Raw genomic sequence first — 26288 nt, 5'->3', positions numbered from 1 at the left:
TCATTAAATTCGCGTTTCTTAAAATCGAAATAACCAGGATCAATTTTTAGAATTGACGTTTAATTATGGACAAAAATCAAGTAACAGGCTTAGTACTTATCTCTGCCCTACTTCTCGCCTACGGCTACTTTTTTGCACCATCCGAAGAGGATTTAGCAAAACAGCAAGCCGTTGAAGCAGCAAAAGTCGAGCAGACGACTACTCAGCCTTCCCAACCAGCGGAAACGCCGGCACTTCCGGACTCCGTTCAAGCCCTTATCAACCAGCAAAAATTTGGCAATTTAGCAGAGGCCACTACCGGAACTGCCACTAATGCCACTTTAGAAAACGAAGACATTAAAGTGATTTTCTCTTCCAAAGGCGCAAGCATTGCTTCTGTGGAATTGAAAAAATATAAAACTTACGACCAAAAGCCTTTAATTCTTTTAGATGAGGAATCTTCTCAACTCAATCGTACGATTCAGTTTGAAGGTCGCAATGTAAACCTTTCGGAATTATACTTTTCCACTCCTCAGCTTAATGGCAACACCATTACTTTTAATTTGCAAGTGGGAAATGGTAGCATTCAGCAAAGCTACACCCTGTCGGAAGAAGGTTATACCTTAAACGCTGACACCAAATTAAACAATTTGGGGAGCTCCCTGAATTCACAAACCATTGCTTTTGACTGGACCAACCGCCTCAAAAGAGTAGAGCCTGATTTGGATAGCCGTGCTGGTGCTCGTATGAACACCACTGCACATTATTACACTGCCGGTGGGGACTTCGAAGAACTTTCCATGTCTTCCAGTGATAAAGAAATTGCTTCTCCGGCGGAACAAATCAGCTGGATTGCTTTTAAGCAGAAGTTTTTCACATCTTCTGTAATTCCATCGACTGCGGTAAAAGTTTCGGAAGTCAGTATTGAAACGCCTGCGAATGACAGCACGACGGTGAAAATTGGCCGCGCGACTTTTGACTACAATGCAGATCAGTCCATTGAATTCTTCTTTGGACCTAACCAGTACGATATCCTGAAAGAAGTAGCGCCTGGTTTTGACCAAAACCTCAACCTGGGCTGGTTCATTTTCAAGTATGTCAACAAATACATCATCATCAATATCTTTCACTTCTTTGAGAAATTCACCTCCAACTACGGATTGATCATCCTGATGCTGGTATTGGTGATTAAGATGTTGTTGTTCCCGATGACTTATAAGTCTTATCTGTCCATGGCAAAAATGCGGGTGTTGCAGCCGGAACTTGCTGAAATCAAGGAACAGCATCCGGACGACATGCAGAAACAACAATCCGCACAGATGGAATTGTACTCTAAAGCAGGCGTAAACCCACTAAGTGGTTGTATCCCGATGCTGCTTCAGATGCCTATTCTGTTCGCGATGTTCCGATTCTTCCCGAACTCCGTGGAATTACGTCAGGAATCTTTCCTTTGGGCACATGACCTATCCACTTTTGATAGTATTTTAGATCTTCCATTCTCTATCCCATTTTATGGAGATCACGTTTCCTTGTTCACCTTGTTGATGACGGTTTCCACCATCCTTTACACCAAGGCAACGAACCAAAACACGAATTTGGAAGGACCTATGAAAAGCATTCAGTACATGATGCCGATCATGATGATTTTCTTCCTGAATGATTTCCCTGCTGGTTTGACGTACTACTACTTCCTGTCTAACATCATTACTTTTGGTCAGACTTACGCCATCCGTAAATTTGTAGATGACGATGCCATCCATGCAAAATTACAGGAAGCAAAAAAGAATGCCGGCAACCGCAAGAAAACCGGATTCCAGGCTCGTCTTCAGGAAGCCATGAAGCAATCTCAGGAAATGCAAAAGCAACGCACTGCTGACCAGAATAAGAAAAAGAAATAATTAAATATTAAACTATTGAAAAAAGCCCATCCGACTGGATGGGCTTTTTTTTGACATTTTGCGCAATTACATGACAATCATCATGTTTAAGGCTAAGTAAAATTACATTAGAATAAAGCCCTAAATAATTGCAAATTTGGATAAATACATTGACCTTTACTTATATTGGTTAACCAAAACACACGCAAAGCCCTGATTGAAATAATACAAAATCAAGCGTAATGCAGACATCTATCATATTCTGAAACACAGATCAGCAGGAATAACAAATTTTCTTTGATCAAAATCATTTTTGGTCTGCCAAAAAACAGCGATTAATGGAATAATTTGTTACATTCGAAGCAAAATAGTCGATACCCGACTTTTAAATAAAGAAACATTTGATTAACAATAAAAATAAGTTAAGCCCGTTATGAGTTTGATTGAGAAGATTAAGGAAAACGCAAAAAAGTACAATAAAAGAATCGTCCTTCCTGAAGGCGAGGAAGAACGTACTTTGCAAGCAGCGGACCAAATTGCTGCCGAAGGTCTGGCACATATCATCCTAATTGGAAACCCGAATACCATTCAGGAAGAAGCCGGAAGATTAGGTTTAAACAATTTGGACAAGGTGACGATCATCGATCCTACGAATCATGACAAGAAACAGGCTTACACCGAATTACTATTAGATTTAAGAAAATCTAAAGGCTTGACCGAGGAACAAGCTTCCAAATTGGTTGAAAACCCATTATACCTGGCGACACTTATGATTAAAGCGGGTGATGCTGATGGTGAGGTTGCCGGCGCACAAAATGCCACTGGCGATGTATTGCGCCCTGCTTTCCAGGTCGTAAAAACCAAACCTGGTATTTCTGTTGTATCAGGAGCGTTTGTAATGATTTTACCAAATGACACCTATGGTCAGGATGGGCTAATGGTATTTGCGGATTGTGCCGTAACACCAAACCCGGATGCGAAGCAATTGGCGCAAATTGCGGTTTCTTCTGCGGAAACTGCGAAAGCGATTGCTAAAATCGACCCTAAAGTGGCCATGTTGTCTTTCTCTACTAAAGGTTCAGCAAAACACGAATTTGTAGACAAAGTAACGGAAGCTACGGCATTGGCAAAAGCATTAGCGCCTGATTTAAAAATTGACGGTGAATTGCAGGCAGATGCTGCCATTGTAGCAGCAGTGGGGGCTTCTAAAGCGCCGGGCTCTGAAATTGCCGGTCAGGCCAACGTTTTGGTATTCCCGGATCTACAGTCAGGTAACATTGGTTACAAATTGGTACAGCGACTAGCAGGTGCGGAAGCCATCGGCCCGGTACTTCAGGGTATGGCAGCACCAATCAATGATTTGTCACGTGGATGTTCCGTGAATGACATCGTAAACCTGGTGGCCATTACGGCAAATCAGGCTGCAGAAGCTTAATAAAGCACTGGCCCGGGGAAATCCTCGGGCTTTTGGCGTTAATACAGTTATCGAAATATTTATCCTTTTATATCAATAATGTCTGAAATTAGAGAATCAATTGCATCATATGGCCTACATGCAGGAAATGATGCTCCTAAGAACAACATCTTTTCCCATGTAGGTATCGTAGGTTGCGGCTTCCTTGGGCAAGCCATCGCCTTATTATGTGCGCGCCGTGGTTTCGATGTCGTTTTCTTGGAATTGAGCCAACAGCGTGTGGACCAGGCGATGGACGGCATGTCTCACGCATTGGATTTGGAAATCGAACGTTGGGGTTTAACAGATTCTGAAAAGAAATCCATCCTTTCCCGCATTTCCGGAACTACCGTTTATGCTGACTTAGCAAAAAGCGATATCGTTATTGAAGCGATCAAGTCTCGCACCCGTGAGAAATGTGTTCCGGATCGCAAATCCATTTTCAAAAAAGCGGAAGAAGTAGTTTCTGAGGAGTGCTTAATCGTTACGAACTCCACTACTTTGGTGATCACTGAGCTTGCCGCTGAATTGGATCACCCGGAGCGTTGTGCCTCCCTACACTTCATTTTCCCGGTAGAAGATGCAGAAATCGTGGAGGTAGCCCGTGGCTTGCACACTTCCGAAGCCGCATATGAGCGTGTGCAGCGTTTTGCAAAAATGTTAAAGAAAACCGTAATTCCTGTAGTAGAATCTCCAGGCATCATTTCTACCCGTCTGATCGCACCGATGATCAACGAGGCTTGTTCCATTTTGATGGAAGGAGTAGCGACCAAAGAAGATATCGATACCACGATGCGTTTAGGCATGGGGAACTCCATGGGGCCATTCGAGGCGGCAGATCTTTTTGGTATTGATCGCGTAACCCGCTGGTTGGATAACCTTTACAACGAATTCGGTAACACCCGCTACAAAGCTTCTCCAATGTTGAAAAAATTGATGAGAGCAGGTAAGACTGGCCGTTCAGTGGGTGAAGGATTCTATAAATACGACAAATACGGATCCAAGATCCATGACTAAATAAGGGTCGCAAGACTTTACCCCAATCACAATCACACAAACAATGAAAATTTTAGTATTAAACTGCGGAAGCTCCTCAATCAAATACCAATTGCTTGCGATGCCGAAGGCTACAGAGTTAGCCAACGGGATTGTAGAAAAAATTGGATTGACCGGAGCATTCTTAAAAACCAAGGATAAAGACGGCAATAAAGTCATTTTGGAAGGCGACATCATGGATCACAAAATCGGCATCGAGTACATACTCGGCGTGCTGAAGAGTGAGAAATATGGTGTGGTGAAGGAATTAAATGAAATTGATGCGATCGGCCATCGCGTAGTCCACGGAGGAGAAGCTTTTAAAGATTCTGCTTTGATAGACGAAAGCGTATTGGCAGAAATTGAGAAATGTATCGATTTGGCTCCTTTGCACAATCCGCCGAACCTTTTAGGGGTTCGCTCTATGATGGAACTTTTACCGGAAGCACCTCAGGTAGCGGTTTTTGACACTGCTTTTCACCAATCAATGCCGGCACATGCCTATATGTACGCTATTCCATATGAATTATATAAGAAGTATGGAATTCGACGATATGGTTTCCATGGGACCTCACACAAATACGTTTCACGTAGGGCTTGTGAAATCTTGGGGCTGGACTACAGTAAGGCGAAGATTATCACCTGCCATTTAGGCGGTGGAGCTTCTGTCGCTGCGGTTGATGGTGGGAAATCCGTCGATACTTCTATGGGACTGACGCCTGTAGAGGGCATGATTATGGGAACGCGTGCCGGGGATTTGGACCTTGGGGTGTTAACCTTTATCATGAAGAAAGAAGACATCAGTGTCAATACCGCCAATACGTTAATCAACAAACGCTCCGGCGTTTTGGGCATTACGGGCATCTCCTCAGACATGAGAGATATAGAATTGGAAGCCTTTGAAAAAGGTAATGACCGTGCCCAGCTGGCTTTGGACATGTATGATTATCGTATCAAGAAATATATTGGTGCTTATGCGGTAGCCATGGGAGGCGTTGACGCCATCGTTTTCACCGGAGGGGTGGGCGAAAATGGAGATGCCACCCGGGAAGGAGTATGCCGGGGATTAGAATTTATGGGCGTGGATTTTGACCACGAGATCAATAAATCATTCCGGGCAGAAGAAAAGGTAATTACCAAACCAGGCTCCAAAGTTACGGTTATGGTAGTACCGACTAACGAAGAGTTGGTCATCGCCGAAGACACCTACCGTCTTTCTGAACAGGTTTTAAGTGTAAGTTCATAAATGAAAACAGGGCTTGATTTTCAGGCCCTGCTTTCCCGACGATCAACCCCGCTTTGGCTTAATACTTATTTTCAAATGATAATATAGTAATTAACAAATCCTTCATAATACATGAACATTCTTGTCCTAAACTGTGGATCGTCATCCATCAAGTTTCAATTATTCGACACTGATTCACGCGAGGTGAAAATCACGGGATTGGTAGAAAAAGTAGGATTAGCAGGGGCTTTTTTAACCATTAAAAAACCTAATGGGGATAAAGTAGTCTTTGACGGAGAAATTAACGACCACACTCAGGGTATTGAGTACGTTTTGGGAATCATCACTTCCGAGAAACACGGCGTAATTAAGAGTCTGAACGAAATCAATGCGGTGGGTCACCGTGTAACGCATGGTGGTGAGCGCTTCAAAACTTCTACCCTGATCAATGATGAGGTCAGAAAGAGCATTAACAAGCTTTTTGACTTAGCGCCATTGCATAACCCGGCCAATATGATGGGAATCAGCGCTATCGACACCCTTCTTCCTGAGGTACCTCAGGTGGCAGTATTCGATACCGCTTTCCACCAGACCATGCCGGCGAAATCTTATATGTACGCCATTCCATATCAGCTTTACAAGAAATATGGTATTCGTCGTTACGGTTTCCACGGGACCTCTCATCAATATGTAGCAGAACGTGCTTGTGAAATTCGCGGTTGGGATATTACCACTAAGAAAATCATCAGCTGTCACCTGGGTGGTGGTGCCTCGGTAACCGCTATCCAGTATGGTAAGTCTGTGGATACCTCCATGGGGATGACCCCAACCGAAGGTATGATCATGGGTACCCGTGCCGGTGATGTGGATTTGGGTGTTTTGACTTACATCATGATTCAGGAAGGTATTGATGCCAATACAGCCAATAGTTTAATTAACAAACGCTCTGGTATGTTGGGTGTATCTGGTGTATCCTCGGATATGCGCGATATCTTAGCAGCTATGAAAGACGGTAATGAGCAGGCGAAATTGTCTTATGATATGTACTGTCAGCGAATTGCCAAATACATTGGTTCCTATACTGCCGTAATGAATGGGGTTGATTTGATCATCTTCACCGGAGGTATTGGTGAAAATGCTTTCTATGTTCGTGAGGACGTAAGCAGCAACTTTGGTTACTTAGGTTTGGAGATCAATAAAGAATTGAACGCTAAAACCTTTGGAACGGAAACCATTGTTTCTACAGAAGATTCTAAAGTAGATGTAATGGTGGTACCAACCAATGAAGAATACATGATTGCAAGGGATACGGAAAATATCGTTTCTAATTTGTAATAAATTCCTAAAAATATTTCAGAAAGGCATTCCACTGAGGGGTGCCTTTTTTTATTTTTTTGCTTATACTTAGTTATGGAATTCAAATTTTTACAACCCAATGAAACGCCCATGGATCTCCTGCTTTTAGCAGATCCCGATGAATCTGTGGTTCAGGAATATTTGCCTCAAAGTAAAATTTTGGCCGCCATTTCTGAGGGAAATATTGAAGGCATCATAGTCTTTCTGGAAACCAGCGAAAGTAAGTTGGAGTTAATGAACATCGCAGTATACCCACAATACCAAAAAAAAGGTATTGGCAGCCAGCTACTGAAGGAAAGTATTCAATGGGCACTGCTTCATCGTTTCTCCTCCATAGAATTGGGCACGGGCACCTTTGGCTATCAGCTCGCCTTTTACCAAAAGGCAGGATTCAGAGTGGATAAAATTCTGAAGGATCATTTTCTAAACAATTACCCCGCCCCCATTTTTGAATTAGGAATCCAACATAAGGATATGCTACGCCTCAAATTAGATTTAGATAATATGGCTGCCCAATAAACTAATGCTGAGGTTTATCCTCTTCCCCTTTATCTCCTATGTCCCACATTTCCGGATACTCCTTTTGGTTGATAATGGTAATATCCTCCCCGCTGCGCTGCGCCCTGAAGTGGGGAGATAAAATCTCTACTCCTCCTCTATTAAAATTGTCCAGAATATTCTGATTCAATAACGCCAGGGTTCTGGGAATTTTCCCGGGATAATTGGTACAGCATCGGATACTGTATTCGATATAAAAATCATTCAGTTTGGTAGTGAGGACAAAAGGCGTAGGATCCTGCAAAATACCATCCGTTTCCTGCGCAGACCTAATCAACAAGTCTCGAACCCTTCTCCAGGGCACATCATAACCGATCGTTACTTCTGTATGAATAATCAGCTTGAACCGTTGGTTACTGACACTTAGATTAATAGAATTATTGGAAAGTACAGAAGAATTCGGAATGGTAATAATCTTATTTTCATTGGTTCGCATGCGAATTACAAACATAGAGCGCTCGATCAACTCGCCACGGATACCGGCAACTTCCACCCAATCCCCAATGGTAAACGGGCGCATATAAGTGATGACGATGCCGGCGATAGAGTTGGTAATCGCCGAACTGGAACCGATAGAAATCAATACCCCGACAAATACAGAGATACCTTTAAAAGCCTCGGACTGTGCACCGGGCAAATAAGGAAAGATTAACACCAGCATGAAGGAATAAAGCAGAAAAGTAATAATCTTCAATGTAGGCTTTGCCCATTCAGGATAAAAACCGCTAATCTTAATTTTGCCCACCTTGATTTCGTTAAAAATAGCCCGTGTTCCCTGAATCAAATACCGAAAAACGACTACTATCACCATAATAAAAAAGAGGTTGGGCAAATAATCCAAAACAGCCAGGAAAACCGCTTTGATCGGATCCCAAATAAAGGCAAACAACTTATCTGCAAAGCGCTGAGCCGGAGGGAACACACTGAACAATAAGGGCAGGCAGAGATAAACTACCAGAAACAGGAAAGCATATTCCACTAGAGTCAAAAGGCGCTTCACAATAGTCTCCTGCTGTTCTGCATTCAAAAAATCTACGCCCTTGTACTTTATGGTTTTAAACCAGTCCTCCCGATGGTCCCATATTTTCTTGGTCATCCAGCGGAAAAAACGTCGGATAAGCTTTACCAGAAAGAAAAGCCCCACCAAGAGACCTAAAGCCATGGCAATGGACAGCAAATTACGCTGAGACACATTTGCACTAATGGAATGATCAATCGCTGACCGGTAGGTTTCTGCTAATGGCTGCAATAAGGTATCGGCCAATAGGGCATCATACTCATTTAAGACCATTAACACGGTGTCATGATATACAATTTGACTAAAATGAGGCTCATGTATGATCTTTAGAGAATCTTCAAAATACAAATAATGATCCACCACATATTGAATATTCCCTTCAATCAGATCTTTTCGCCTTTCCAGAGCAGGGGTGATACTGGTATCCAACAGAAAAAATATAGTATCCTCTTCGAAAGGAATCACCGGCAAGCGAACCAGCTGATTTTTTTCCTTTTGATGAATATGTTCCTGTGTCAGCGAATCTATTTCGGTCGGAGATGCAAGCGGGACGGCAGCATTCCCCAACTGCTGATATTCGACTAAAGCCTGTTGCAATTGCAGTCTATTCAGGGAATCCTGAAGGATAAGCTGCTCTATCCTTTCTGATATTTTCAGCGCCAGTGAATCTCTTTTCGTTGCCTGGGCCCATAAATCCGTATGAAAAAATAACAACAATAGTAAGGACAAAATGATTCCATAAACCGTTGAAGCCGATAATAAGGATTTTGTGGGGGACTGAGGAAAGCACATTTACTTTTGTACCTTTTCGTTGAAAAATAAAGATTATCCTTTCTTTAACTATATTTATTGAAAAACCTCTTTTGTGAATTACAAACAAGCCAAATATCTGAACAGCTACACTCCCTGGATCAAAGTCCTGAAAATCAACTCCTGGCCCAAAATACTAGTCCCCTTCATTTTAGGTCAGCTTATGGGAATTCATTACAGTGGACAAATCTTATGGACTCCCTTGCTATTTGGAAGTATATTTGCCGTTTCCGGTGTCATATTTATTGTGGTCGTAAATGATTTGGGGGACTTTAAAGTGGATAAAATAAAGCGACAAATGTTCCCGGAGGGCTGTTCGCCCAAAACTTTACCCGATAATATTCTCAGTGCCCGACAATTGAAAATGGCCGCAGCACTAAGCATGATCATAGGGTTTTCCGCGGCATTTTTGGCGGGGAAACATATCGCATTGGGAAAAGAAGCTTTTCTCATGGCGATCATCTGTTGCCTGACCTTTGTTGCCTACACCCTCCCTCCGATTAAACTAAATTACAGAGGTGGAGGGGAAATACTGGAGATGTTAGGTGTAGGCGCGCTATTGCCCCTGTTTTCGGCCTACCTACAAGCTGGCACACTAGCCATTCCCTCGGCACGCATCATCCTTCCGGTGACCCTGTTGCTCTCTCTTAGTAGCGCCCTGGCCAGTGGTTTATCGGACGAATTATCGGATATTAAAGGAAAAAAGAACACTTTTACCACGCTATTTGGTAATCAGCGTGTTCGGCAAGCTATACATTGGCTTTGGATAATGGCCTTAGCCTTTTGGATTATTAGTTATTTCTTTAGCTGGCATCTTCCGTTTATTATCCACCTCATCGGTGCTGTCATCATATTATGGTACGGCAGAAAAGTGCTACAACTTTCCCCATTTGCACAAACCAACCAATTCAAAGCCATAAATGCCTTCAAACAGGAGTTGCATATTGGCATTTGGGCCAGCATGCTAATTATTGGTTTACTCTTGTTAGCCTCCCCATGAATCCCTAAATTCCTGCTTTGATAAGCTTATGCGAGAACCCCAACAACTTTTTACACCCATTGATCAATGGATCTCCCATCAGGGCATTGAATTTAAATCGGTAGATCCGGGAAAAAATACCGCCACTTCCTTTGCTGCATTAGCTGAAAAAACAGCGTTGGAATTTCCCGATTTTCACCATTTCCAGGAGCTTGCCCTGCTTTGCCGGGACCTTATTCAAAGTCAGTATCAACATTACCCCCAAAATATCTTTTACGATTATGATCTGATGGTCAGAGAAATCGTGAAAATGACATTTGCATCTGATCACCCCACTCATTTTCTCCGGAAAATGGATGAGTTATTGGTACAATTAATGGGGATTTTTGGAGGTAACACTACCATCAATTTTCAATTTGTTCATGATTTCACCTATGGTTTTGACTGGGCAAAATGGGTGGCCAAAAATCCGCAGGAAAGAAAGCAAATCCCGCCTTTTCATCCGGAATTTCTGAAAGCGATGGTCAATCGTGGAAAAGAAATGCTGGAATTGATAAAAATCAATGATCAAAAATACCACCAGCTCCAACCACAACAAGGATTTCGGAATCCATTCTCCTATCAAAGGGATCCCGAAAATGAGGAAAGTTTGATGCGGCAGCTTTTTGCCCATGGTATGATACCGGTTCCACTTTGGGATTGGAATGGGCAAGCCCATTGGGAAATGGACTATCAGGAGGCCAGAAAACAAATGGCCCAAAAAATTCAAAAGCATGGATCCTAAGCAGGAGATAGCCACTGCCTATGATCAATCTGAATGGCTGTATAAATTGGTTTGGGGATTGGGGAAGGAATGGTCCATGAATTATGGTTATTGGGAGGCGGACACGCAAACTATCCGTCAAGCCATAATCAATCTGAGGACAAAAATTGCGGAGCGTCTGCAACTAAATTCTAGTGCTCACCTTCTGGACGCAGGCTGCGGCTATGGCGGCACGGCCGTTTGGCTGGCTCAAAAATATGGTTGCCGTATCACCGGTATTACCCTTTCTCCCCGGCAAATTGAAAAAGCTAAACAATTAGCCCTTGAACATGAGGTGGCCCATTTATGCCGGTTTGAATTAGGGGATTACCATCATTTAGCTTTTCCGGATCAGCATTTTACGCATTATCTGGCTTTGGAAAGTGCCTTTCACATTCAGGACAAAGCCAAATTTCTGAGGGAAGCCGCCAGAGTACTCTGCCCCGGCGGGCGAATGGTGATTTCTGATTATTGGGGTAAAACCGATGGCCGGGAAGCCCTATTAAAACAATGGTTTACGGGTTACCATATACAGGAATTATGCAAAGTGGAAGATTTCAGCCACCAATTAAAAAATTGGGATTTCAGAGCACTTTCCTGGGAAGATTTTACCCCTCACATCCTTCCCTCTTCCAAAAGACTCTATTTTTTCGGAAAAATGGGCCAATGGACTTTTCCTCTTCAATGGCTGTTTCCAAAAAAAATGCGGGTACCAAAAAGCCGGATTGAAAGTGTGATTGCCCAACATAAAGCATTAGAACAGGACCTCTGGGCTTATGGCATATATTCTGCGATTAAACCCGAATTATTCACCGCTAAATCCACTAGCTAATGACCAATAGCTTGCCACCAGGTTATTAGGAGTAATTTTCTTTCATTTTTAATAGCCTAAATTGGGGCGAGCTAGCCTTCTCCATATTCATCTACTTCGTTGAAAAACAATCAAAATGGGGGCTATTCCTTCATTTTTTCCGCCGTGCAGCTTAACGGGGATTTAGGCATGAATATTCCGGGTTAAAAAATAAAGCCGGAAAACTGAATCCCCGGCTTATTTTTGTTTGATCACCTGCTCGCCTTCCGCTCCTTTTGAATAGAGGAAAGTGGCAGATAATGTTGTATTAGGAAAGCTTACAAGGCCCCTCCTACAATATTCACGGTCTTAGTCAAATGAATTTTATCGGAAGCACTTCCAAGACGCAGTTCAATTGGGCCATTCCCCACCTTCCATTGCTTATCATTTTCATCCCAATAAGCTAAATCCTTTACCGGAATGCTCAATTGAACATTGGCGTCCTCACCTTGTCCTAAATGCACCCTCTGGAAAGCCTTTAATCTTTGAATGGGCTTTTCATTTCGCTCAAATAGCTCTTTGACATAAAGCTGTGCCACCTCATCACCACTTTGGTCACCCGTATTGCGGACAGAGAAACTCACCACGATTTCATCTTCTAATGCGAAAGATTCCGCATTGATTTCCATTGGGGAAAATTCAAAATCGGTATAACTCAAGCCATGGCCAAAGGCAAAAAGCGGCTCCTTCTCAAAATACAAATAAGTTCTTCCCTTCGCGATATCATAATCGTCTTGTCCCGGAAGATCATTCCAGCTTTTCACAAAGGTCATCGGTAATTTACCCCCAGGGTTCACCGCTCCAAAAAGTGCCTTAGCTACGGCCAGACCACCCTGTTCTCCCGGATACCAGGCTTCTAAAATAGCCGGAGCATGCTGCTTAAGCCATTCGCTTTCAATAGAACTACCATTTTGCAAAACGACTGCCGTATTTTTATTTACCTGCAATAACTCCTTCAGGAAAGCGACTTGCTCTCTTGGTAAACCCTCAAAAGAGCGGTCTATACTTTCTCTTTCATATTCCACACTTAATCCCATGACCGCAATTACGGCATCCACATTAGCGGCTAGCTCCATTTCTCCTCCTTCATATGCCATTTCATCCACGGGCAACTGCCAGCCGAAACGCAATTGATTAAGCTGAGCATTGGTATTTTTCATATACAACACTTCCAACTCATAGTTTTGTCCTTCCTCAAATCGGATCGCCTTAGCCAGATGCTCTACATTCTCTTTATCCCCGTGCGTTCTGATCAATGGGGCTCCATTCACTTTCACGGTTACGTTCGCTCCCGCGGACTCAATACCCAGGGTGTATAAACCTGATTTGGTTGGGGCTATAGTAGAGGAATAAACCACTGAATATCTATTCTGGCCTTTCAATTTTGCATGGGGGGCTTTTTCATTCCAATGCTGATCAATATTCGCTACGGTATTTTGGGCAATAGGCTTTCCATGCGCCTGCTTATTATTATAATAGCGGGCTTTCCAAACACCCATCCCCTGATTATCCAATGAAATAATGCGGTCCATTGGGATATCAACCAATTCCTGGTCTTTTTTCTTCCAGGGAACATATACCACCTCAATGTCTTCTCCTAGGTACTGACGTAAACCATTTAACACACTCACGGGATCTTTCGCTACACCACTGTATGTTCCAAAATTCAGGGCGTCTGCATTTGGACCCACAATGGCCACTTTTTTTATTTTTTCCTTTTGAAAGGGCAAAATGGGCTGTCCATCCACCGGATTATTCTGCAACAGCACCAGGCTTTCCTCAGCAGCTTTCAATGCCAAAGCTTTATGTGCATCAGCGCACATGGTTTCGAAAGGCAAGTCTTTCCAGGGAGATAATTCCTCCGGATCAAACATTCCCAAACGTAAACCTACCCGCATCACATTTCGAAAAGCACGGTCCAGTTCTTTTTCATCTACCTTTCCTTCCTCAATCGCCTGCATCAACTCTTTTCGGAATAAACGGGTATTCCCCATATCCAAAGTCTGCGCATTCATTACGGCTGCAGCTGAGGCCACATTATCAGCATATTTTTCATGCCCCTGGAAACCTCTTTCCTTCCACCCTTGCGTCAACATGAGTTCGGAGCCATAATCTCCAATCACAAAACCATCAAAGCCCCACTCTTTACGCAGCACGTCATTCACCAACCAGGAATTTTCCACACAAGGCAAACCGTTCAGCGCATTATATGCGGTCATGATAATTTTGGCATCCCCTTCCTGAACCGCTGCCTTATAAGCAGGGAAATAATATTCACGCAATTGTTTCTCGGAGACATCAGCATTCCCATTAAAGCGATTATGTTCTTCATTATTCGCAACAAAATGCTTGGCACCTGCCGCTACTTTCAAATAATTTGGATCGTCCCCCTGGAGGCCCTTTAAATAATGACTTACAAATTGACTGGTTAAAAGCGGATCCTCTCCATAATTTTCCTGGTTACGCCCCCAGCGTGGATCCCGACCAATATTAATTACCGGCGACCAAAAAAATAAAGGACCTTTTTTCCCTTTTTCATTCCCTTTCTTAATCACCGGCCCATTGTGATACTGCGCCCGGGCCTCGTCTGAAACGGCATCCCCAATGGCCTTCATAAGATCCGGATTCCAGCTTGCCGCCAGTCCTATGGATTGCGGAAAAACAGTAGCAGCATTATGTCTTGGTGCCGCAAGCCCATGTAAAGCTTCTCCAGGCATAAAGCTTTTTAAGCCCAGGCGAGGCACCCCCTTATTCCAAAGGGTGATCATATGACCTTTTTCAGAATTGGTCAGGCGATTGGAAATATCATCCAGCCGTTCCTCAACACTCAGTTGATGATTGTAAAACGGAATATCCGGTTTTTGAAAGTCCTGCGCCTTCCCTAAAAAAGCGGGTATCCACATTAAAAATAAGAGCAACCATTTTTTCATTTCAGCATATTTTAAATCAAAAAACATAATGCTCGAAAATGGGAAATAATGGGTATTGGAGCGTGTAGCGAGGGTGTACTGTGTTTAAAAAATGATCAAAAAAACACAATAAAAACAAGACTAACGCTTAGCAAACCGATTTACGTAATCGCTAAACTTTATCGGAAATTCCATTTCTAACTGTTGGAAATAGTTCGCTACAAACGTTTGGTATCCCTTTTCGGCCAAATGAAATTCTCCTTCCATTAAGAGAAAGGCTGTTTTCTTTTCAAAGACCTCTTCATTTAAAGGATCTAAACGCAGTAGGGCATCAAAGGCAAGGCTCCGTAAAGGAGAAGGAATATGTTCCAACTGTGCCTGAAGTTTAGCCCACCATTTTCGCTCTATATGAAGGACCTCCTGATGAATAAAGTCTGTAGCATCTTCCTCCACTAAATTTCCATTGGCAAGGGACTGCAAAAGGACCCTCGCATCTTTTCGCTCCCAATTCCCCGTATTTAACAAATTTTCCAGCTCCTGCGCGTCAACCTGAAAATTTTCACTGACATCAAAAAACCAATGGCCATCGCGTTGTTCAATACTTCCCATCCCTATAGCCTTTATTTCCTTTCGGAGGCGTGACAAAAGGGAACTTCGGGAATTCTTAGCCTGATCTGTGGATTTATCAGGCCAGAATATCTGATTCATCCGCTTAGTTGTCAATGGTTTATTTTGTAATTGACATAAAAACAGACTGATTAAAAACTCTCTTTGCAAAGCAGAAAAATGGTGAGATTGTAATGTTCCGGCGGCATCCAATATTTGAAAGCCCCCGATCAATTGCCACTTTGAAACAGGACCAGGACGATGCTGCTTAAACACCGGCATTTTCTTGGGTTTTTTATATAAATAAAACGCCAATATTAAAAAGAAACCCAAGACCATCAGCCCCCAATAAATATAGGGTCGAAATAAAGGACTGTTGGTAAATTCATATAAGCGGCTTACTTCCTCTTTGCTGAGTGGCCTGTCCCACACCAGAAAATGTTGAATTGTCCCTTTAAAATACTCGCCCCAAATATTACTTCCGACTACCCAGGCCTGCCCCACATATTGATGTGCAACTAAATCCCTTTCAAAAAGAAGTTCACCATTGAGGTAGTACTCAAACTTTTTACCGGGAAAAAATACCACCACTAATTCATACCATTGATAAGGCACTAGCGCCACCTTTTCGAATTTGTAATCATAATGATGATTGAATACCAAATGATTATCAATCAACTTGATGTCAAATACCCTTCCCTGGTTTAACAGACTCATACGATCCGCCTTAATTTCTTCCGGCCGGAAGGTGATCAACACCGAAAAGGGAGCCTTGGCATCATCAATCGGTGGATCATTCACCAGCACGCTGGCATTTTTCCCATTGAAATGCCAGCCCTCCTTGCTTTCCTCAATATGTTGCGGGCGCCATTGATGATGATTGGTAGTTGCGCCAAGGGCACTAAAACGGTTATTAATGGACCATTTCACTATTAAATCTTCCTCTAAGGATTTCCTAAAAGCCGAAATCACTTTTAAACCGGGGCGACTTTTTAATAAAAGTAAATTTTCAGGACTAAAGGACCAGGAGGGACTCTGGGGGCTAACTTTTAAGGTACGTTTATTTCCCCATGGGTAAGTCCACCTCGCACCCGTTATTAAATCCGGTGCCCCCTCCCAAAGAATGTGCTCGGGCAAAACTCCGTCTTCTGACTGTAAATTAACTTGCGCACGTTCTTGTGAATTTACCCAGCTAACCAGGGATTGGGCATCTTTACCCTTTATAAAAACGGGTGGCTTGCCGGATTTCCTCCAAGTTCTTAAAATATAAGCTTTTGCATTTTTAGAAAGGGTATCCAAATCCAGAAAGGTCAGGTGTCCCGTTCGGGCCTGTTCAAGGGTATAGGGGAAGAGCTGACTTCCCTCTTTTTTCAGATGAATATGCCGGTCAGCCCAAAGCAAGGTGGTATCTGCCAAAGGATGTGAAAAATTAAGAATTGCTTCGCTAGCAAAACCCTTCCCCACAGGAAGTAACAGCAGCATGGTCAAAAAAGAAAAATGGAATCCTTTGGGCATGATCAAATTCTTTCAAAAACACAAAGTTAAGCCATATTTCCAGCAGCATCAATAATAAGGGCATCGGATGTTATTAAAAATCTAAAGCAAAATAGAGCGACCATAAAATAAGCTCCTGAAAAAACTTTACAGCTCCCTCACCTTTACGGTGTGCTCATTTAAAAATATCTCCAAAGATAAATTAAAGGCTTTTGACAGGCTTACAATGGTTTCCACCGTAGGTAATTTTCCGGAGAAAAATTCCGACACTCTTGGGGCTGACCCAAATAAAGGAATTAAATCTTTTTGTTTCAATCCCCGCTCTTCCATGATTAAACGCATCACCTGCTGCGGACTTGCAGGAATTTGAGGATAATGCACTTCCTCATAAGCCTCAATTTTGTCTACTAAACTATCCATCAAAGTCTCCTCCATAAAATCCAGTTCCTGACATTTCATAAACTGATCAACCTTCTCTAATGCAGCCTGATATTGTTCGTAATCCATCATAATTTTTTAATATCCAATTTATCATATGCATTATGGTGACCCAACCACAACACAAACAAGGTGGTTCTATTGGTTCCGAACTTTAATCTGCAAATAAGCCGATACGCTCTTCCAATATTAAAAATCACTTTATCCCCCACCTTATCAGCCTGAGGAAAAACTGATTTCAATTCCGACCAGTTTTGCCAATAAGAATGAGAACTGATTTGCCACCAGGAATCCAAAGCCGATTTGCTGTCCGGATATTTCACTACAAAAGCCTTTAATACCGGCCTGCTAATAATATGAACCCTTCTCATTACAGAAAGTTACAAAATAAATAATTTATTACGAATTGCGTAACATATTTTAAGTCAGTTGTTTAATCCCCAATATTACATCCCCTCATCTAGGATTATTACCAACTGATGCATTGACAGAACTCAAACCACTTACTATCAATGTATTATAGTCGATATTTTTTGGTTTTTAATAGCCCGAATTTGGAAAAGCTTACTTTCTCCTCATTCATCTGCTTTCTTGGAAAAAACTCGTAATGGAAAAGTTCCTTCATTTTTCCCGCCTTCCAGCTAATCGAGGATATAATCATGAATAGTCCGGCTCAGGTATGTATAATTCGAATTAACCCGAATTATTCACCGTCAGATTCAGAAACTTACTTTAATCAACTAATTATCAGTGAAGTACATTCATTTAGACTGATTTTTTAATTACCCAAATTTGGGAAAGCTTACTATATCCACATTCATCTTCTTTTTTGGAAAAAACTCGTAATGGAAAAGTTCCTTCATTTTTCCCGCCTTCCAGCTTATCGAGGATATAATCATGAATAGTCCGGTTCAGGTATGTATAATTCAGGTTAAATCCCAAACAAAAAAAACCGCTGTCTCCAGCGGCTTTCTTATTCAAAATCTTAATTGGCGTTAATGATAAAGGTGATCTTACCTGTGGTAAAGGGTGCCGGACGCAGATTATCCGCCGAACGGCTAAAGGTTAACTGCTCGACGGCTCTTCGATAACGGGCCTCTACTTCCGGGCGCACCGTGGATTCTAATCTTCGCACTTCCTGAATCTCCCCATCCTCATCAATGCGGATCTGATAGACAATCTTCCCACTTTCATTGGAATTATCCGAAGGTCTAGGCGCAGCATCCCAGGCCCAGCCTTTCATGTCCAGACTCGCACCCTTAGCACCAAAGCTTCCGGAATAAATCCCTCTTTCGTCAATCTTTCCCTCTTCTTTTCCTTTGGTTCCGGTGGCATGATCATCATCACCCGAGGAAGCCGCTGAAGCATTGCTTTGATCTTCCGTCTTTTTATCCGAAGGGAATTCATAAGCCGGCAATTTTTCCTTTTTCGGTTCTTCTGGCTCACTCACGACCTCTTCCGGCTTTTCTTCCACCCAGGACGGTTCCTCTTGTATATCTTCTACCGGCGTTTTCACCGTTTCCTCTACCGGCTCCGTCTGCTCAGGAACTTCCTCCATTACTTCTTGGGGCACTTCTTCTACTTCCGGCAATGGCTCGGGTTGAATAGGCTCCGGGTTATTGGGCGTTGGGGCCTGCGCCTGAATTTCCTGTACAGGTTCTCCACTCCCACTTTCATCCATGCCCAGGCTAAGTTCTAAGCCATACACTGGCAAAGGTGGATCCGGTGCCTGCCAGACGGAAATAAAATAAAAACACACCACCAAAGCGATGGTCAGTATTGCCGTCAGGATGCCACTGAGTTGTTCTCTTTTCTTTTGCTTTGCATCCTTCATATCTATCTGTTTTCCGGTGTGGCCGCAATAGAAACTTTGGCTTTTAACTTTGCGGCAATTCCTGCCACATAAACTAAATGCTCGGTCGGTACACTCTTATCAATATGGAGCACCACAACTCCTTCCTTTCCTTTTAATTCGGCCGCCAGAGCACTTTCTACCATTCCACGATCTACTTTGCGGTCATTCACAAAATAATTCAAATCAGATGTAACCGTGACACTTAACTTCTGCATCACTATTTCTGCTTTTTTACTGGAGGGCAAATTCACCGGCAGGCCGGAAGGCGTAATGAAGTTAGAAGTCAGCATGAAAAAGATCAACAACAAAAAGATCACATCCGTCATGGAAGACATGCTGAAAGCGGCATTAATTTTATTTTTTGATTGTAAAGGCATCGCTTTTCTTTTTGGAGGATTAAACTTTGTTTTGAGGCTCCTGCAACAAATCAATAAAATCAATAGCATTGTACTCCATTGATTGAATCAGCTTCTGCACTTTTGCCACCAAAAAGTTATAACCCAAATAAGCGATTAAGCCTACCAACAAACCAAAAGCAGTGGTGATCATGGCCTCATAAATACCGGAAGAAAGTAATTTCGGACTTACCGATCCTTCCTCCTGTGCAATGGCGATAAAGGCGGAAATCATCCCGGTTACCGTCCCCAGGAAACCCATCATAGGCGCTGCTCCGGAGATGGTTGCCAAAACGCTCAGGTTTTTCTCTAATCGGTAAATCTCAATCTTGCCTACATTTTCAATAGAGGCCTCGATATTTTTCAAAGAACTTCCTATACGGCTGATGCCTTTCTCTATCATCCTTGCCACCGGTGAATCACTCTGCTGACAAACCATCAAAGCCTGTTGTACTTCTCCTTCTGCCACCAAAGCGCGAATCGTCTCATTAAAATCTTTGGGAAGCTTAGAGGCATTCTTCAGGGTGAACCAACGCTCCAAAATAATGTAAATGGCTCCGACTAATAGAAGCGCCAGCGGAAGCATCATCCAGCCTCCTTTAAACAATAATTCTAAAAGGTTGATGGAAGCTGCCGGCTCAGTCGCCACATCCGTCATCACTTGCTCAGTGGTAGTCGTAGAGATTTGAAGTAAAAGCATAGGTAACATATGGGGTTACGGTTGTATTTCATTGATCAATAAGGGCCTGTGAAATTTTCAAAAACCCGGCAACAGGAAACACTTTTCCTGTATGCGTTTAATGCGAAATATAAAATAAAATCTTCGCTTTGTGATGCCTGAGCGCAAAAAAAGAGCCCCGGCAATGTACATTACCGAGGCTTTTTTATTTTAAAACGTTTAAGCTATTTTGAGTCTAGAATTTTTTGATCCACACATCCTCACCAAAATTGGATTTGTAAAGATCCAGTTCTTCATTCGCTTCCTCTTCTGTGGCATATTTCCCTAAAGAAACACGGTGATAGCTAATGCCATTTTTCTTTGGAGAGCGGAATAAGTAAACCATCTTACCTTCTGCTTCTAATGATTTAGCAAAATCCAATGCTAAATCTCCATCCAGAAAACTTTTTACTACTACATGGAAATTTCCTGAAAGTGAAGTTAATCGCTCAATCCCCGAAACACCATCGTTGTCAACATTAGCTTCTAATGGCTCCGGCTCCTCTACTACTGGCTCTGATTCTGGTTTTGGTTCCGGCTGAACAGGTTTTGTTTCTTCCACTTTTGGTTTTTCAGCAACGACAGGTTCTTCCTCTCCGCTCAATAACCAAAACATAACCCCACCCCCTATTAAAAGAACTAAGATCACAGAAATCCAAATCCAGGTTTTCTTATTACTTTCTTCTTCTTCCTCATCGATATCAAAATCTGAAGTAAAATCCTGATTTTCAGCGAAAGAAAACTCTTCCTCAGGCTCTTCCTCCGGTGTTTCCTCCTGATAGTGAGAGAAAAATTCATTCTGAGGGGATCACTTTCAAAAGTAGAGCCCTGATCCTCATTATTGTCAAAATTCACATTTGGAAGCCCAAAATTATCCGCATCGAACTCATCTTTGCGTTCATTCTCCTCATTTGGGTTGTTTAAGTCGTTGATGTCAGCCATTCTTTTAAGCCGCTAAAGTGAAAAAAAGGTTAATTATTTGTAATTAAATGAAATTAAAAGAAATCTCCCTAAAAAATCCTGCTTTTTTATCATAAAACGGACAAATTCAAGCCTGAATTTTTAAGGAGATCACTTCAATATACCATATATCAATGGGTTAAAATTGAGCGGTAGCGCCCACCATCATTTGAAAACCTCTTACCGGATAATGCTGAAAACGCTCATATTTTTGTGCCAGCATATTGTCGATAGTCACAAAGGCTCCAAACTGCTCCGTAATTTTATAATCAGCCTTTGCACCCAAATCAATAATGGTTTTCAGATTTTCGTTAGCACCGGTTTCAACATTGGCTGCGGTTATTCCCCCTAATACTTTAAGGTCTGCCCCAAAAGAAAGTTTATCATTGAATTGATAATTTCCCCATAAAGCTAAATCCAGCTTGGGCAAATGGTAAGCCGCTTCCAACTGATCGGTTCCATAAGTATTCAATCGCAAATCTGTACCGGCATTGATCCCATTTCCTTCATAAGTCAAATGCCCTTCAATATGAAACAGGGTCGTTTTCCCTCCGTCGTAAAGGGTGTAAAAGCCGGCCTGATCCAAGGGATTATTCACTACCGTCATCAGGTTACTCACCTGCCCGATACCCACCTGGGCTTCATAGCTTAGAAAGTGAGAAAATTTCCCTCTTCCCCCAACAGTAAAATCGTAGGGTGTGGCAGAATTATAAAGCGCAAAGTTAGCGGCCATCCATGGATTATAGCGAATCGCGTTATGATAAGTATTGAAATGCAAATCTCCTTTCAGGCTGGCAAATACTTCAAAATACTCTCCCATATGGTAAATTCCTTCAAAATGAGGGAATACCATAAAATTGTCCAGATGATCTGTGGTGTCGTTTTGATAAGCAAAATTCAGCCCCAAACGTAGATCAAACTGATCGAAAGACATTTTCACATTTGGAATAATCTGCAAGCCCAAACGATTATCACTCACCAAAGAATCCTGACGAGCAGCAAAATCCAGCTCCACCATTACGCCCGCCTGCCAGACATCACCGGAATTGTACAGGAAGTCACCGTCAAATTCCACCCAATTTTCTGAAGCCTCAAAGCGGTCTCCGGTATAATGGTAATTCAGACTGGATTTATAATCCAAATTAGCATCTTCAATGGTATTCTTCAGGTCAAAGCCTAAATTGAAGAAATTGATGTTTTGTTTGATATCATCCAATACCACTTCTGTCCCTGCCGGATAACCATAGAAACGATTACCCCAACGCTGATAATCAATGTGGGTATTCAGGCTGGCACCCTTACCGTAATAATTAAATTGCCCACCCAAAATATTCTCAGAGCTGGCAGAGTTCTTTTTGTCTACCGGGCCCTGAAGGGAAGAATAATGGCGTAAATACAAACCTGCATCCATATTCTTATTCCGAACCGTATTCACATATCCCTCCAACAATGGCGTGATATAGTTCCCGAATCCTGCCCGAAAGAAATTACTGGAGGATTTCGGTAATTTTGGACTTTTCAGCCCTAACACCCTAATACTCGGATCAAGGGCACTTAATTCCGCCTGGAATTCCACTGGTTGGTAATTTAATTCTATAGGCGCATTACGATTCTGGCGCGGAGGCGCAATTTTTTCGAAGGAACGTTCCTCCACCTGCACCTCATTGGTTCTGTTTTTTTCAATCACAATGCGAGCATCCTGTATTTGCTCCTGTTCCTGTGCAGCCACCCATCCGGCGGCCAGCATCATCCCTGTGAATAAAAATATCGTCTTTTTCATTTTCAATTCGGTCAGCGGGTTAATCGATTTCAGTTTCTAAAGCGCTACGGGCACCATCAGCATCCACAATATCTCCGGACTCCACCACACTATCCGGCTCGGCAATTTGGACTTTAGTAGTATCCTTAACCGCCACCTGCTTAGCCAAAAGGTTTTCCACAGACTCCAACTTCACCTGTGCTTCCCTCACCAAATAAGGATCATTGGCATTTTCTATTATAGAGGTCAGCGTAGCTTTTGCCTGAAACAGCTCATCCATTGCCACATAGTTGTCTACCATCAACAAATAAGCTTTACCTACCCATTTTGGATAAATACCGAAGTTTTGAGAGAGATCATAAAGCGTCTCCACCGACTGCTTATGTTGCTTTTGCTGATAGAAAATATCCGCCAGTAAATATTGTGCTTCTGCCCCATTTTCATCTTTAGCAGAATTCATTAACTCCACAAACATATCCATGGCTTCTGGTCGTTTTCCTTCTGCCAATAATGACTTTCCGATATAAAGATTTGCCAAATTGGAAGCATTCACATTCACGGCTGCTTTTTCTTTCACCTGATAGGCAAAAAATACCGCCGAATCATAGTTCTGCAATTCGAAATATGATCGCATTAAGCCAGACCAGGCATTATAACGCTCTTTCTTCGTGCTACTTCTCAAAGCAAACTGACGACCATAAGTAATGGCCTGGGGATAATCTCCCAGCTCTCGGTATAAATCCGTCAGACGGTAAAGTGATTTATTGATATAATTATTCTTACCGTCTTTCACCACCTTGTTATACCATTCCAATGCCTGCGGCAGTTGGTCTGTACGATAGTAAATTTCCGCCATCAGATAACGGGCCTCCGAAGCCGCTGCGGTATTGTCATACTGCTGCAGGAATTTCTCTAGCTGCTCTTTGGCTGCTTCATACTTTTGCGCATAATATAGACTTTTGGCAGATTCCAGTTCTACATCCGTCAGATTACCATCCGGATGTTGTGCTTTATAAGCGGATAAATACTTCCCGAAATCCTCCGGCTTACCTGCTGCGGCCAAAGATTCCTGAAGGGCCATCAAGGCCTCTTCCGACAAAGGGTCTTGTGGATACTGCTCTATAATAGAAATATAACTTTTCGATGCCTGTTGATATTGCTGCAGGTTGTATTGTGCGCCGGCTTTTTTCAAAATAGCCAACGGCACATAGGCACTCTGTGGGTTATTCTGAATCAGTTCATCAAAAGAAGCAATGGCTTTTTGATACTGGGTATTTTCCAAATACAATTGCCCTTTTTGCAAACAGGCTTTGCTGTAATAAGTGCTCTGAGGCTTCAAATTAATCAGATAATCAAAAGAACGCTCAGCTGTTTTCACATCTCCGGTCAGCTGTGCCACCACTCCTTTCTGAAACCAGGCATGGTCCTGGGTGGTCAAATGTTCATCAATGGCCATTTGATAGGTTTTCTTCGCCTGAGAATAATCCTTGGTCACATAATAGCAATCTCCCAAACGCAACAGTGCATCGTTATAGAACATTTTATCACTGGCCATTCTCAGACTACGGGTATAATCCTTGAAATGCGGAATTGCTTTTTTATACTGCTTCGAATTAAAAAAAGCATAACCCATTCCATAATTGGACTTGGTATACAGGCGGCTGTTTGGCGCTGTAATGACAAATACACGAGCATAAGCATTGATCGCATCGCCCCATTCCTTTTGAATCGATTTTGCTTCCCCTATCCAGTAATAAGCCTGATTTTCAAATTCGGGATCCAAGGGATAAGTCAGTGATCGCTCAAAAAGCTGTATGGCCTCTGCCGGCTGATTATCATTAAACAATTCCACCCCGCGTTTATAAGCCAGTTCCTGATAAGCCTGACGCACCTTGGCGGATTTATTAGGGATACGATCAAAATAATTCAGCGCCTTCTCATAATTTCGGGTATGCAGATAAGCGTCTCCAATCAAATCGTTGGTCTGATGTATATATCTTGACCTTGGATAATTCGCTGCGAAGGCTTGCAGTGCCTCAACTGCCACATCCAGTCGGCCTAATTTATAATTCAAATACGCGAACTGAAACTCTGCTTCTTCTTTCAGGGCAGGCTCCACCTCTGCCTGTCTCACCTGGTTAAAAGCCGTCAACGCATAGGTATCATTACCCTGCTTCAGGTACAATTGCCCCAAGTAATAAGATGCCAAAACCGCAGATTCATCCGCAGATGCCGCAACCTTTTTGAAGGCGTTTACCGCTTTCTCCGTTTCGCCCAATTTGTAATAGGTATAGGCGATACGGTATAAAACGTCCGCTGAAAGCGTGGATCTGTTATTATTCAAATAAGCATCAAATGCTTCTCCGGCTTTTTCATAACGCCCCATCTGGAAATAAGCCTCGCCGGAAAGTAACATCATCTCCCGCTTATTGGCCAAACGGGGAATCTTTTTGCTTTCCTCCACATAGGCCACCAGTTCTTCATAGCGGTTTTGCTGATAGTAGATATTCGCCACCATATAAGGCACCTGTGCCTTATACTGATCATCTTCCGCTGCCAGTTTGAGATCACTGATGGCCTGATCATATTTCTCCTGCTGATAGGCAATCACTCCGGCATAATAAGCCGCCTGATGCTGGTGTGGTCCGGATACCCGCTTGATATTTGCAAACAGTGGAAATGCCTGATCGAAATTTTCCTGGGAAAAATAGGCGTATGCCTTGCGGAAGTTTACTTCCAGCGCCGCCGCTTCATCTAATTGATAAGTATCCGCCTGCTCGTAATAATTGAGCGCCTGAGGGTATTTTTTCTTGCGGTAGTAATAATCCCCGACCTCCTTCAGCGCAAAATGATGCTTAGGATGCGTCGGGTATTCTTTAATAAAACCTTCCATCAGTGGCAGGCCGTCGATGTCCTCCACCTGAATGGCACTTTTGGCCTGACCATAGGCGGCCTCCGCTCGATAAGCCGCATTCTGAGTTTTTAAGTAGGACTCAAAGGCCAATCGCGCCGCCACGAAATTCCCCTGCTGCATTAATTCCAGTCCGCGGGAGTATTTTCGGTGAGGGGCCTGCTGACCTTCCGAAGTTTGGGCATAGGTTGCTTCTGTAGCACTAAGCAACATTGCCGCCATAAGCAATTTTTTCACCATCATTTAGATTGCCATCTAAGTTAGCTGATCATCATAAACTGATCAGGAAAAATTCATAAAG

General features: G+C 42.7%; 21 protein-coding genes. 9 read left to right on the top strand and 12 right to left on the bottom strand.

The window, feature by feature from the left end:
• Positions 1-65: 65 nt before the first annotated feature.
• From yidC to NG22_RS05010, 6 genes are all read left to right on the top strand, one after another.
• Complete coding sequence (yidC, locus tag NG22_RS05035; RefSeq protein ID WP_053404711.1) at positions 66-1877, top strand: membrane protein insertase YidC; 1812 nt, start codon at positions 66-68, stop codon at positions 1875-1877.
• Positions 1878-2289: 412 nt separating this feature from the next.
• On the top strand, positions 2290-3291 hold the full coding sequence (gene pta / locus NG22_RS05030; protein WP_053404710.1) for a phosphate acetyltransferase: 1002 nt from the start codon (positions 2290-2292) through the stop codon (positions 3289-3291).
• Positions 3292-3369: 78 nt separating this feature from the next.
• A complete protein-coding gene (locus NG22_RS05025; protein ID WP_053404709.1) occupies positions 3370-4326 on the top strand; it encodes a 3-hydroxyacyl-CoA dehydrogenase family protein in 957 nt (318 codons plus the stop codon).
• A 43-nt stretch (positions 4327-4369) separates the two neighbouring features.
• Positions 4370-5590, top strand: a complete 1221-nt coding sequence (locus tag NG22_RS05020) for an acetate/propionate family kinase (protein WP_053404708.1) — start codon at positions 4370-4372, stop codon at positions 5588-5590.
• A gap of 111 nt (positions 5591-5701) precedes the next feature.
• Entirely contained in the window at positions 5702-6904 is a 1203-nt protein-coding gene (locus tag NG22_RS05015) for an acetate/propionate family kinase (protein WP_053404707.1), read from the top strand.
• Between the two features lie 75 nt (positions 6905-6979).
• A complete protein-coding gene (locus NG22_RS05010) occupies positions 6980-7444 on the top strand; it encodes an N-acetyltransferase (RefSeq protein WP_053404706.1) in 465 nt (154 codons plus the stop codon).
• Position 7445: 1 nt separating this feature from the next.
• Here NG22_RS05010 and NG22_RS05005 read toward each other — a convergent pair whose 3' ends face one another.
• Entirely contained in the window at positions 7446-9218 is a 1773-nt protein-coding gene (locus NG22_RS05005) for a mechanosensitive ion channel family protein (RefSeq protein ID WP_216597596.1), read from the bottom strand.
• A gap of 148 nt (positions 9219-9366) precedes the next feature.
• Here NG22_RS05005 and NG22_RS05000 point away from each other — a divergent pair, with 148 nt between their 5' ends.
• The 3 genes from NG22_RS05000 to NG22_RS04990 are packed head-to-tail and all read left to right on the top strand — an operon-like array spanning position 9367 to position 11924.
• Positions 9367-10311: a prenyltransferase gene (locus tag NG22_RS05000; RefSeq protein ID WP_053404704.1), complete on the top strand. Its 945-nt coding sequence runs from the start codon at positions 9367-9369 to the stop codon at positions 10309-10311.
• 28 nt (positions 10312-10339) lie between these two features.
• Positions 10340-11074: a hypothetical protein gene (locus NG22_RS04995; protein WP_053404703.1), complete on the top strand. Its 735-nt coding sequence runs from the start codon at positions 10340-10342 to the stop codon at positions 11072-11074.
• A complete protein-coding gene (locus tag NG22_RS04990) occupies positions 11064-11924 on the top strand; it encodes a cyclopropane-fatty-acyl-phospholipid synthase family protein (protein ID WP_053404702.1) in 861 nt (286 codons plus the stop codon). The genes NG22_RS04995 and NG22_RS04990 overlap by 11 nt, the downstream gene beginning before the upstream one ends.
• 296 nt (positions 11925-12220) lie before the next feature.
• On the opposite strand, the gene NG22_RS04985 is transcribed toward NG22_RS04990, so the two are convergent.
• The 11 genes from NG22_RS04985 to NG22_RS04930 all read right to left on the bottom strand — a co-directional run bounded on the left by NG22_RS04985 (position 12221) and on the right by NG22_RS04930 (position 26230).
• Positions 12221-14872, bottom strand: a complete 2652-nt coding sequence (locus NG22_RS04985; protein WP_172674326.1) for a glycoside hydrolase family 3 C-terminal domain-containing protein — start codon at positions 14870-14872, stop codon at positions 12221-12223.
• A 120-nt stretch (positions 14873-14992) separates the two neighbouring features.
• On the bottom strand, positions 14993-16972 hold the full coding sequence (locus NG22_RS04980; protein ID WP_053404700.1) for a LamG-like jellyroll fold domain-containing protein: 1980 nt from the start codon (positions 16970-16972) through the stop codon (positions 14993-14995).
• 126 nt (positions 16973-17098) lie between these two features.
• Complete coding sequence (locus NG22_RS04975) at positions 17099-17461, bottom strand: type II toxin-antitoxin system HigA family antitoxin (RefSeq protein WP_053404699.1); 363 nt, start codon at positions 17459-17461, stop codon at positions 17099-17101.
• Entirely contained in the window at positions 17458-17760 is a 303-nt protein-coding gene (locus NG22_RS04970; protein WP_053404698.1) for a type II toxin-antitoxin system HigB family toxin, read from the bottom strand. The genes NG22_RS04975 and NG22_RS04970 overlap by 4 nt, the downstream gene beginning before the upstream one ends.
• 614 nt (positions 17761-18374) lie before the next feature.
• Positions 18375-19223, bottom strand: coding sequence for a hypothetical protein (locus NG22_RS04960; protein ID WP_053404696.1), 849 nt, complete (start codon positions 19221-19223; stop codon positions 18375-18377).
• 2 nt (positions 19224-19225) lie between these two features.
• Positions 19226-19621, bottom strand: coding sequence for a biopolymer transporter ExbD (locus NG22_RS04955; RefSeq protein ID WP_053404695.1), 396 nt, complete (start codon positions 19619-19621; stop codon positions 19226-19228).
• Positions 19622-19640: 19 nt separating this feature from the next.
• Positions 19641-20339 (bottom strand): MotA/TolQ/ExbB proton channel family protein, encoded by a 699-nt coding sequence (locus NG22_RS04950; protein WP_053406886.1) that lies wholly within the window; start codon positions 20337-20339, stop codon positions 19641-19643.
• Between the two features lie 214 nt (positions 20340-20553).
• The gene (locus NG22_RS04945) at positions 20554-20973 is read right to left on the bottom strand and encodes an SPOR domain-containing protein (RefSeq protein ID WP_053404694.1); all 420 of its coding nucleotides are present in this window, start codon (positions 20971-20973) and stop codon (positions 20554-20556) included.
• A gap of 29 nt (positions 20974-21002) precedes the next feature.
• Positions 21003-21299, bottom strand: coding sequence for a hypothetical protein (locus NG22_RS04940; RefSeq protein WP_053404693.1), 297 nt, complete (start codon positions 21297-21299; stop codon positions 21003-21005).
• A 157-nt stretch (positions 21300-21456) separates the two neighbouring features.
• The gene (locus NG22_RS04935; RefSeq protein WP_157600869.1) at positions 21457-23097 is read right to left on the bottom strand and encodes a hypothetical protein; all 1641 of its coding nucleotides are present in this window, start codon (positions 23095-23097) and stop codon (positions 21457-21459) included.
• Between the two features lie 19 nt (positions 23098-23116).
• A complete protein-coding gene (locus tag NG22_RS04930) occupies positions 23117-26230 on the bottom strand; it encodes a tetratricopeptide repeat protein (protein WP_053404691.1) in 3114 nt (1037 codons plus the stop codon).
• Between the last annotated feature and the right edge of the window lie 58 nt (positions 26231-26288).

Origin of the sequence: Persicobacter sp. CCB-QB2 (assembly GCF_001274635.1) — a bacterium.
Taxonomy (GTDB): domain Bacteria; phylum Bacteroidota; class Bacteroidia; order Cytophagales; family Cyclobacteriaceae; genus Persicobacter; species Persicobacter diffluens.
The sequence above is the reverse complement of the archived record's forward strand: the minus strand, read 5'-3'. Positions and strand labels throughout refer to the sequence as shown.

Bases quoted from the DNA above. Each gene is read 5' to 3' on its own strand.
- yidC (WP_053404711.1), top strand. From the start codon at position 66: ATGGACAAAAATCAAGTAACAGGCTTAGTACTTATCTCTGCCCTACTT.
- pta (WP_053404710.1), top strand. From the start codon at position 2,290: ATGAGTTTGATTGAGAAGATTAAGGAAAACGCAAAAAAGTACAATAAA.
- NG22_RS05025 (WP_053404709.1), top strand. From the start codon at position 3,370: ATGTCTGAAATTAGAGAATCAATTGCATCATATGGCCTACATGCAGGA.
- NG22_RS05020 (WP_053404708.1), top strand. From the start codon at position 4,370: ATGAAAATTTTAGTATTAAACTGCGGAAGCTCCTCAATCAAATACCAA.
- NG22_RS05015 (WP_053404707.1), top strand. From the start codon at position 5,702: ATGAACATTCTTGTCCTAAACTGTGGATCGTCATCCATCAAGTTTCAA.
- NG22_RS05010 (WP_053404706.1), top strand. From the start codon at position 6,980: ATGGAATTCAAATTTTTACAACCCAATGAAACGCCCATGGATCTCCTG.
- NG22_RS04995 (WP_053404703.1), top strand. From the start codon at position 10,340: ATGCGAGAACCCCAACAACTTTTTACACCCATTGATCAATGGATCTCC.
- NG22_RS04990 (WP_053404702.1), top strand. From the start codon at position 11,064: ATGGATCCTAAGCAGGAGATAGCCACTGCCTATGATCAATCTGAATGG.
- NG22_RS04985 (WP_172674326.1), bottom strand. From the start codon at position 14,872: ATGAAAAAATGGTTGCTCTTATTTTTAATGTGGATACCCGCTTTTTTA.
- NG22_RS04980 (WP_053404700.1), bottom strand. From the start codon at position 16,972: ATGCCCAAAGGATTCCATTTTTCTTTTTTGACCATGCTGCTGTTACTT.
- NG22_RS04975 (WP_053404699.1), bottom strand. From the start codon at position 17,461: ATGATGGATTACGAACAATATCAGGCTGCATTAGAGAAGGTTGATCAG.
- NG22_RS04970 (WP_053404698.1), bottom strand. From the start codon at position 17,760: ATGAGAAGGGTTCATATTATTAGCAGGCCGGTATTAAAGGCTTTTGTA.
- NG22_RS04960 (WP_053404696.1), bottom strand. From the start codon at position 19,223: ATGAAGGATGCAAAGCAAAAGAAAAGAGAACAACTCAGTGGCATCCTG.
- NG22_RS04955 (WP_053404695.1), bottom strand. From the start codon at position 19,621: ATGCCTTTACAATCAAAAAATAAAATTAATGCCGCTTTCAGCATGTCT.
- NG22_RS04950 (WP_053406886.1), bottom strand. From the start codon at position 20,339: ATGCTTTTACTTCAAATCTCTACGACTACCACTGAGCAAGTGATGACG.
- NG22_RS04945 (WP_053404694.1), bottom strand. From the start codon at position 20,973: ATGTTTTGGTTATTGAGCGGAGAGGAAGAACCTGTCGTTGCTGAAAAA.
- NG22_RS04940 (WP_053404693.1), bottom strand. From the start codon at position 21,299: ATGGCTGACATCAACGACTTAAACAACCCAAATGAGGAGAATGAACGC.
- NG22_RS04935 (WP_157600869.1), bottom strand. From the start codon at position 23,097: ATGAAAAAGACGATATTTTTATTCACAGGGATGATGCTGGCCGCCGGA.
- NG22_RS04930 (WP_053404691.1), bottom strand. From the start codon at position 26,230: ATGATGGTGAAAAAATTGCTTATGGCGGCAATGTTGCTTAGTGCTACA.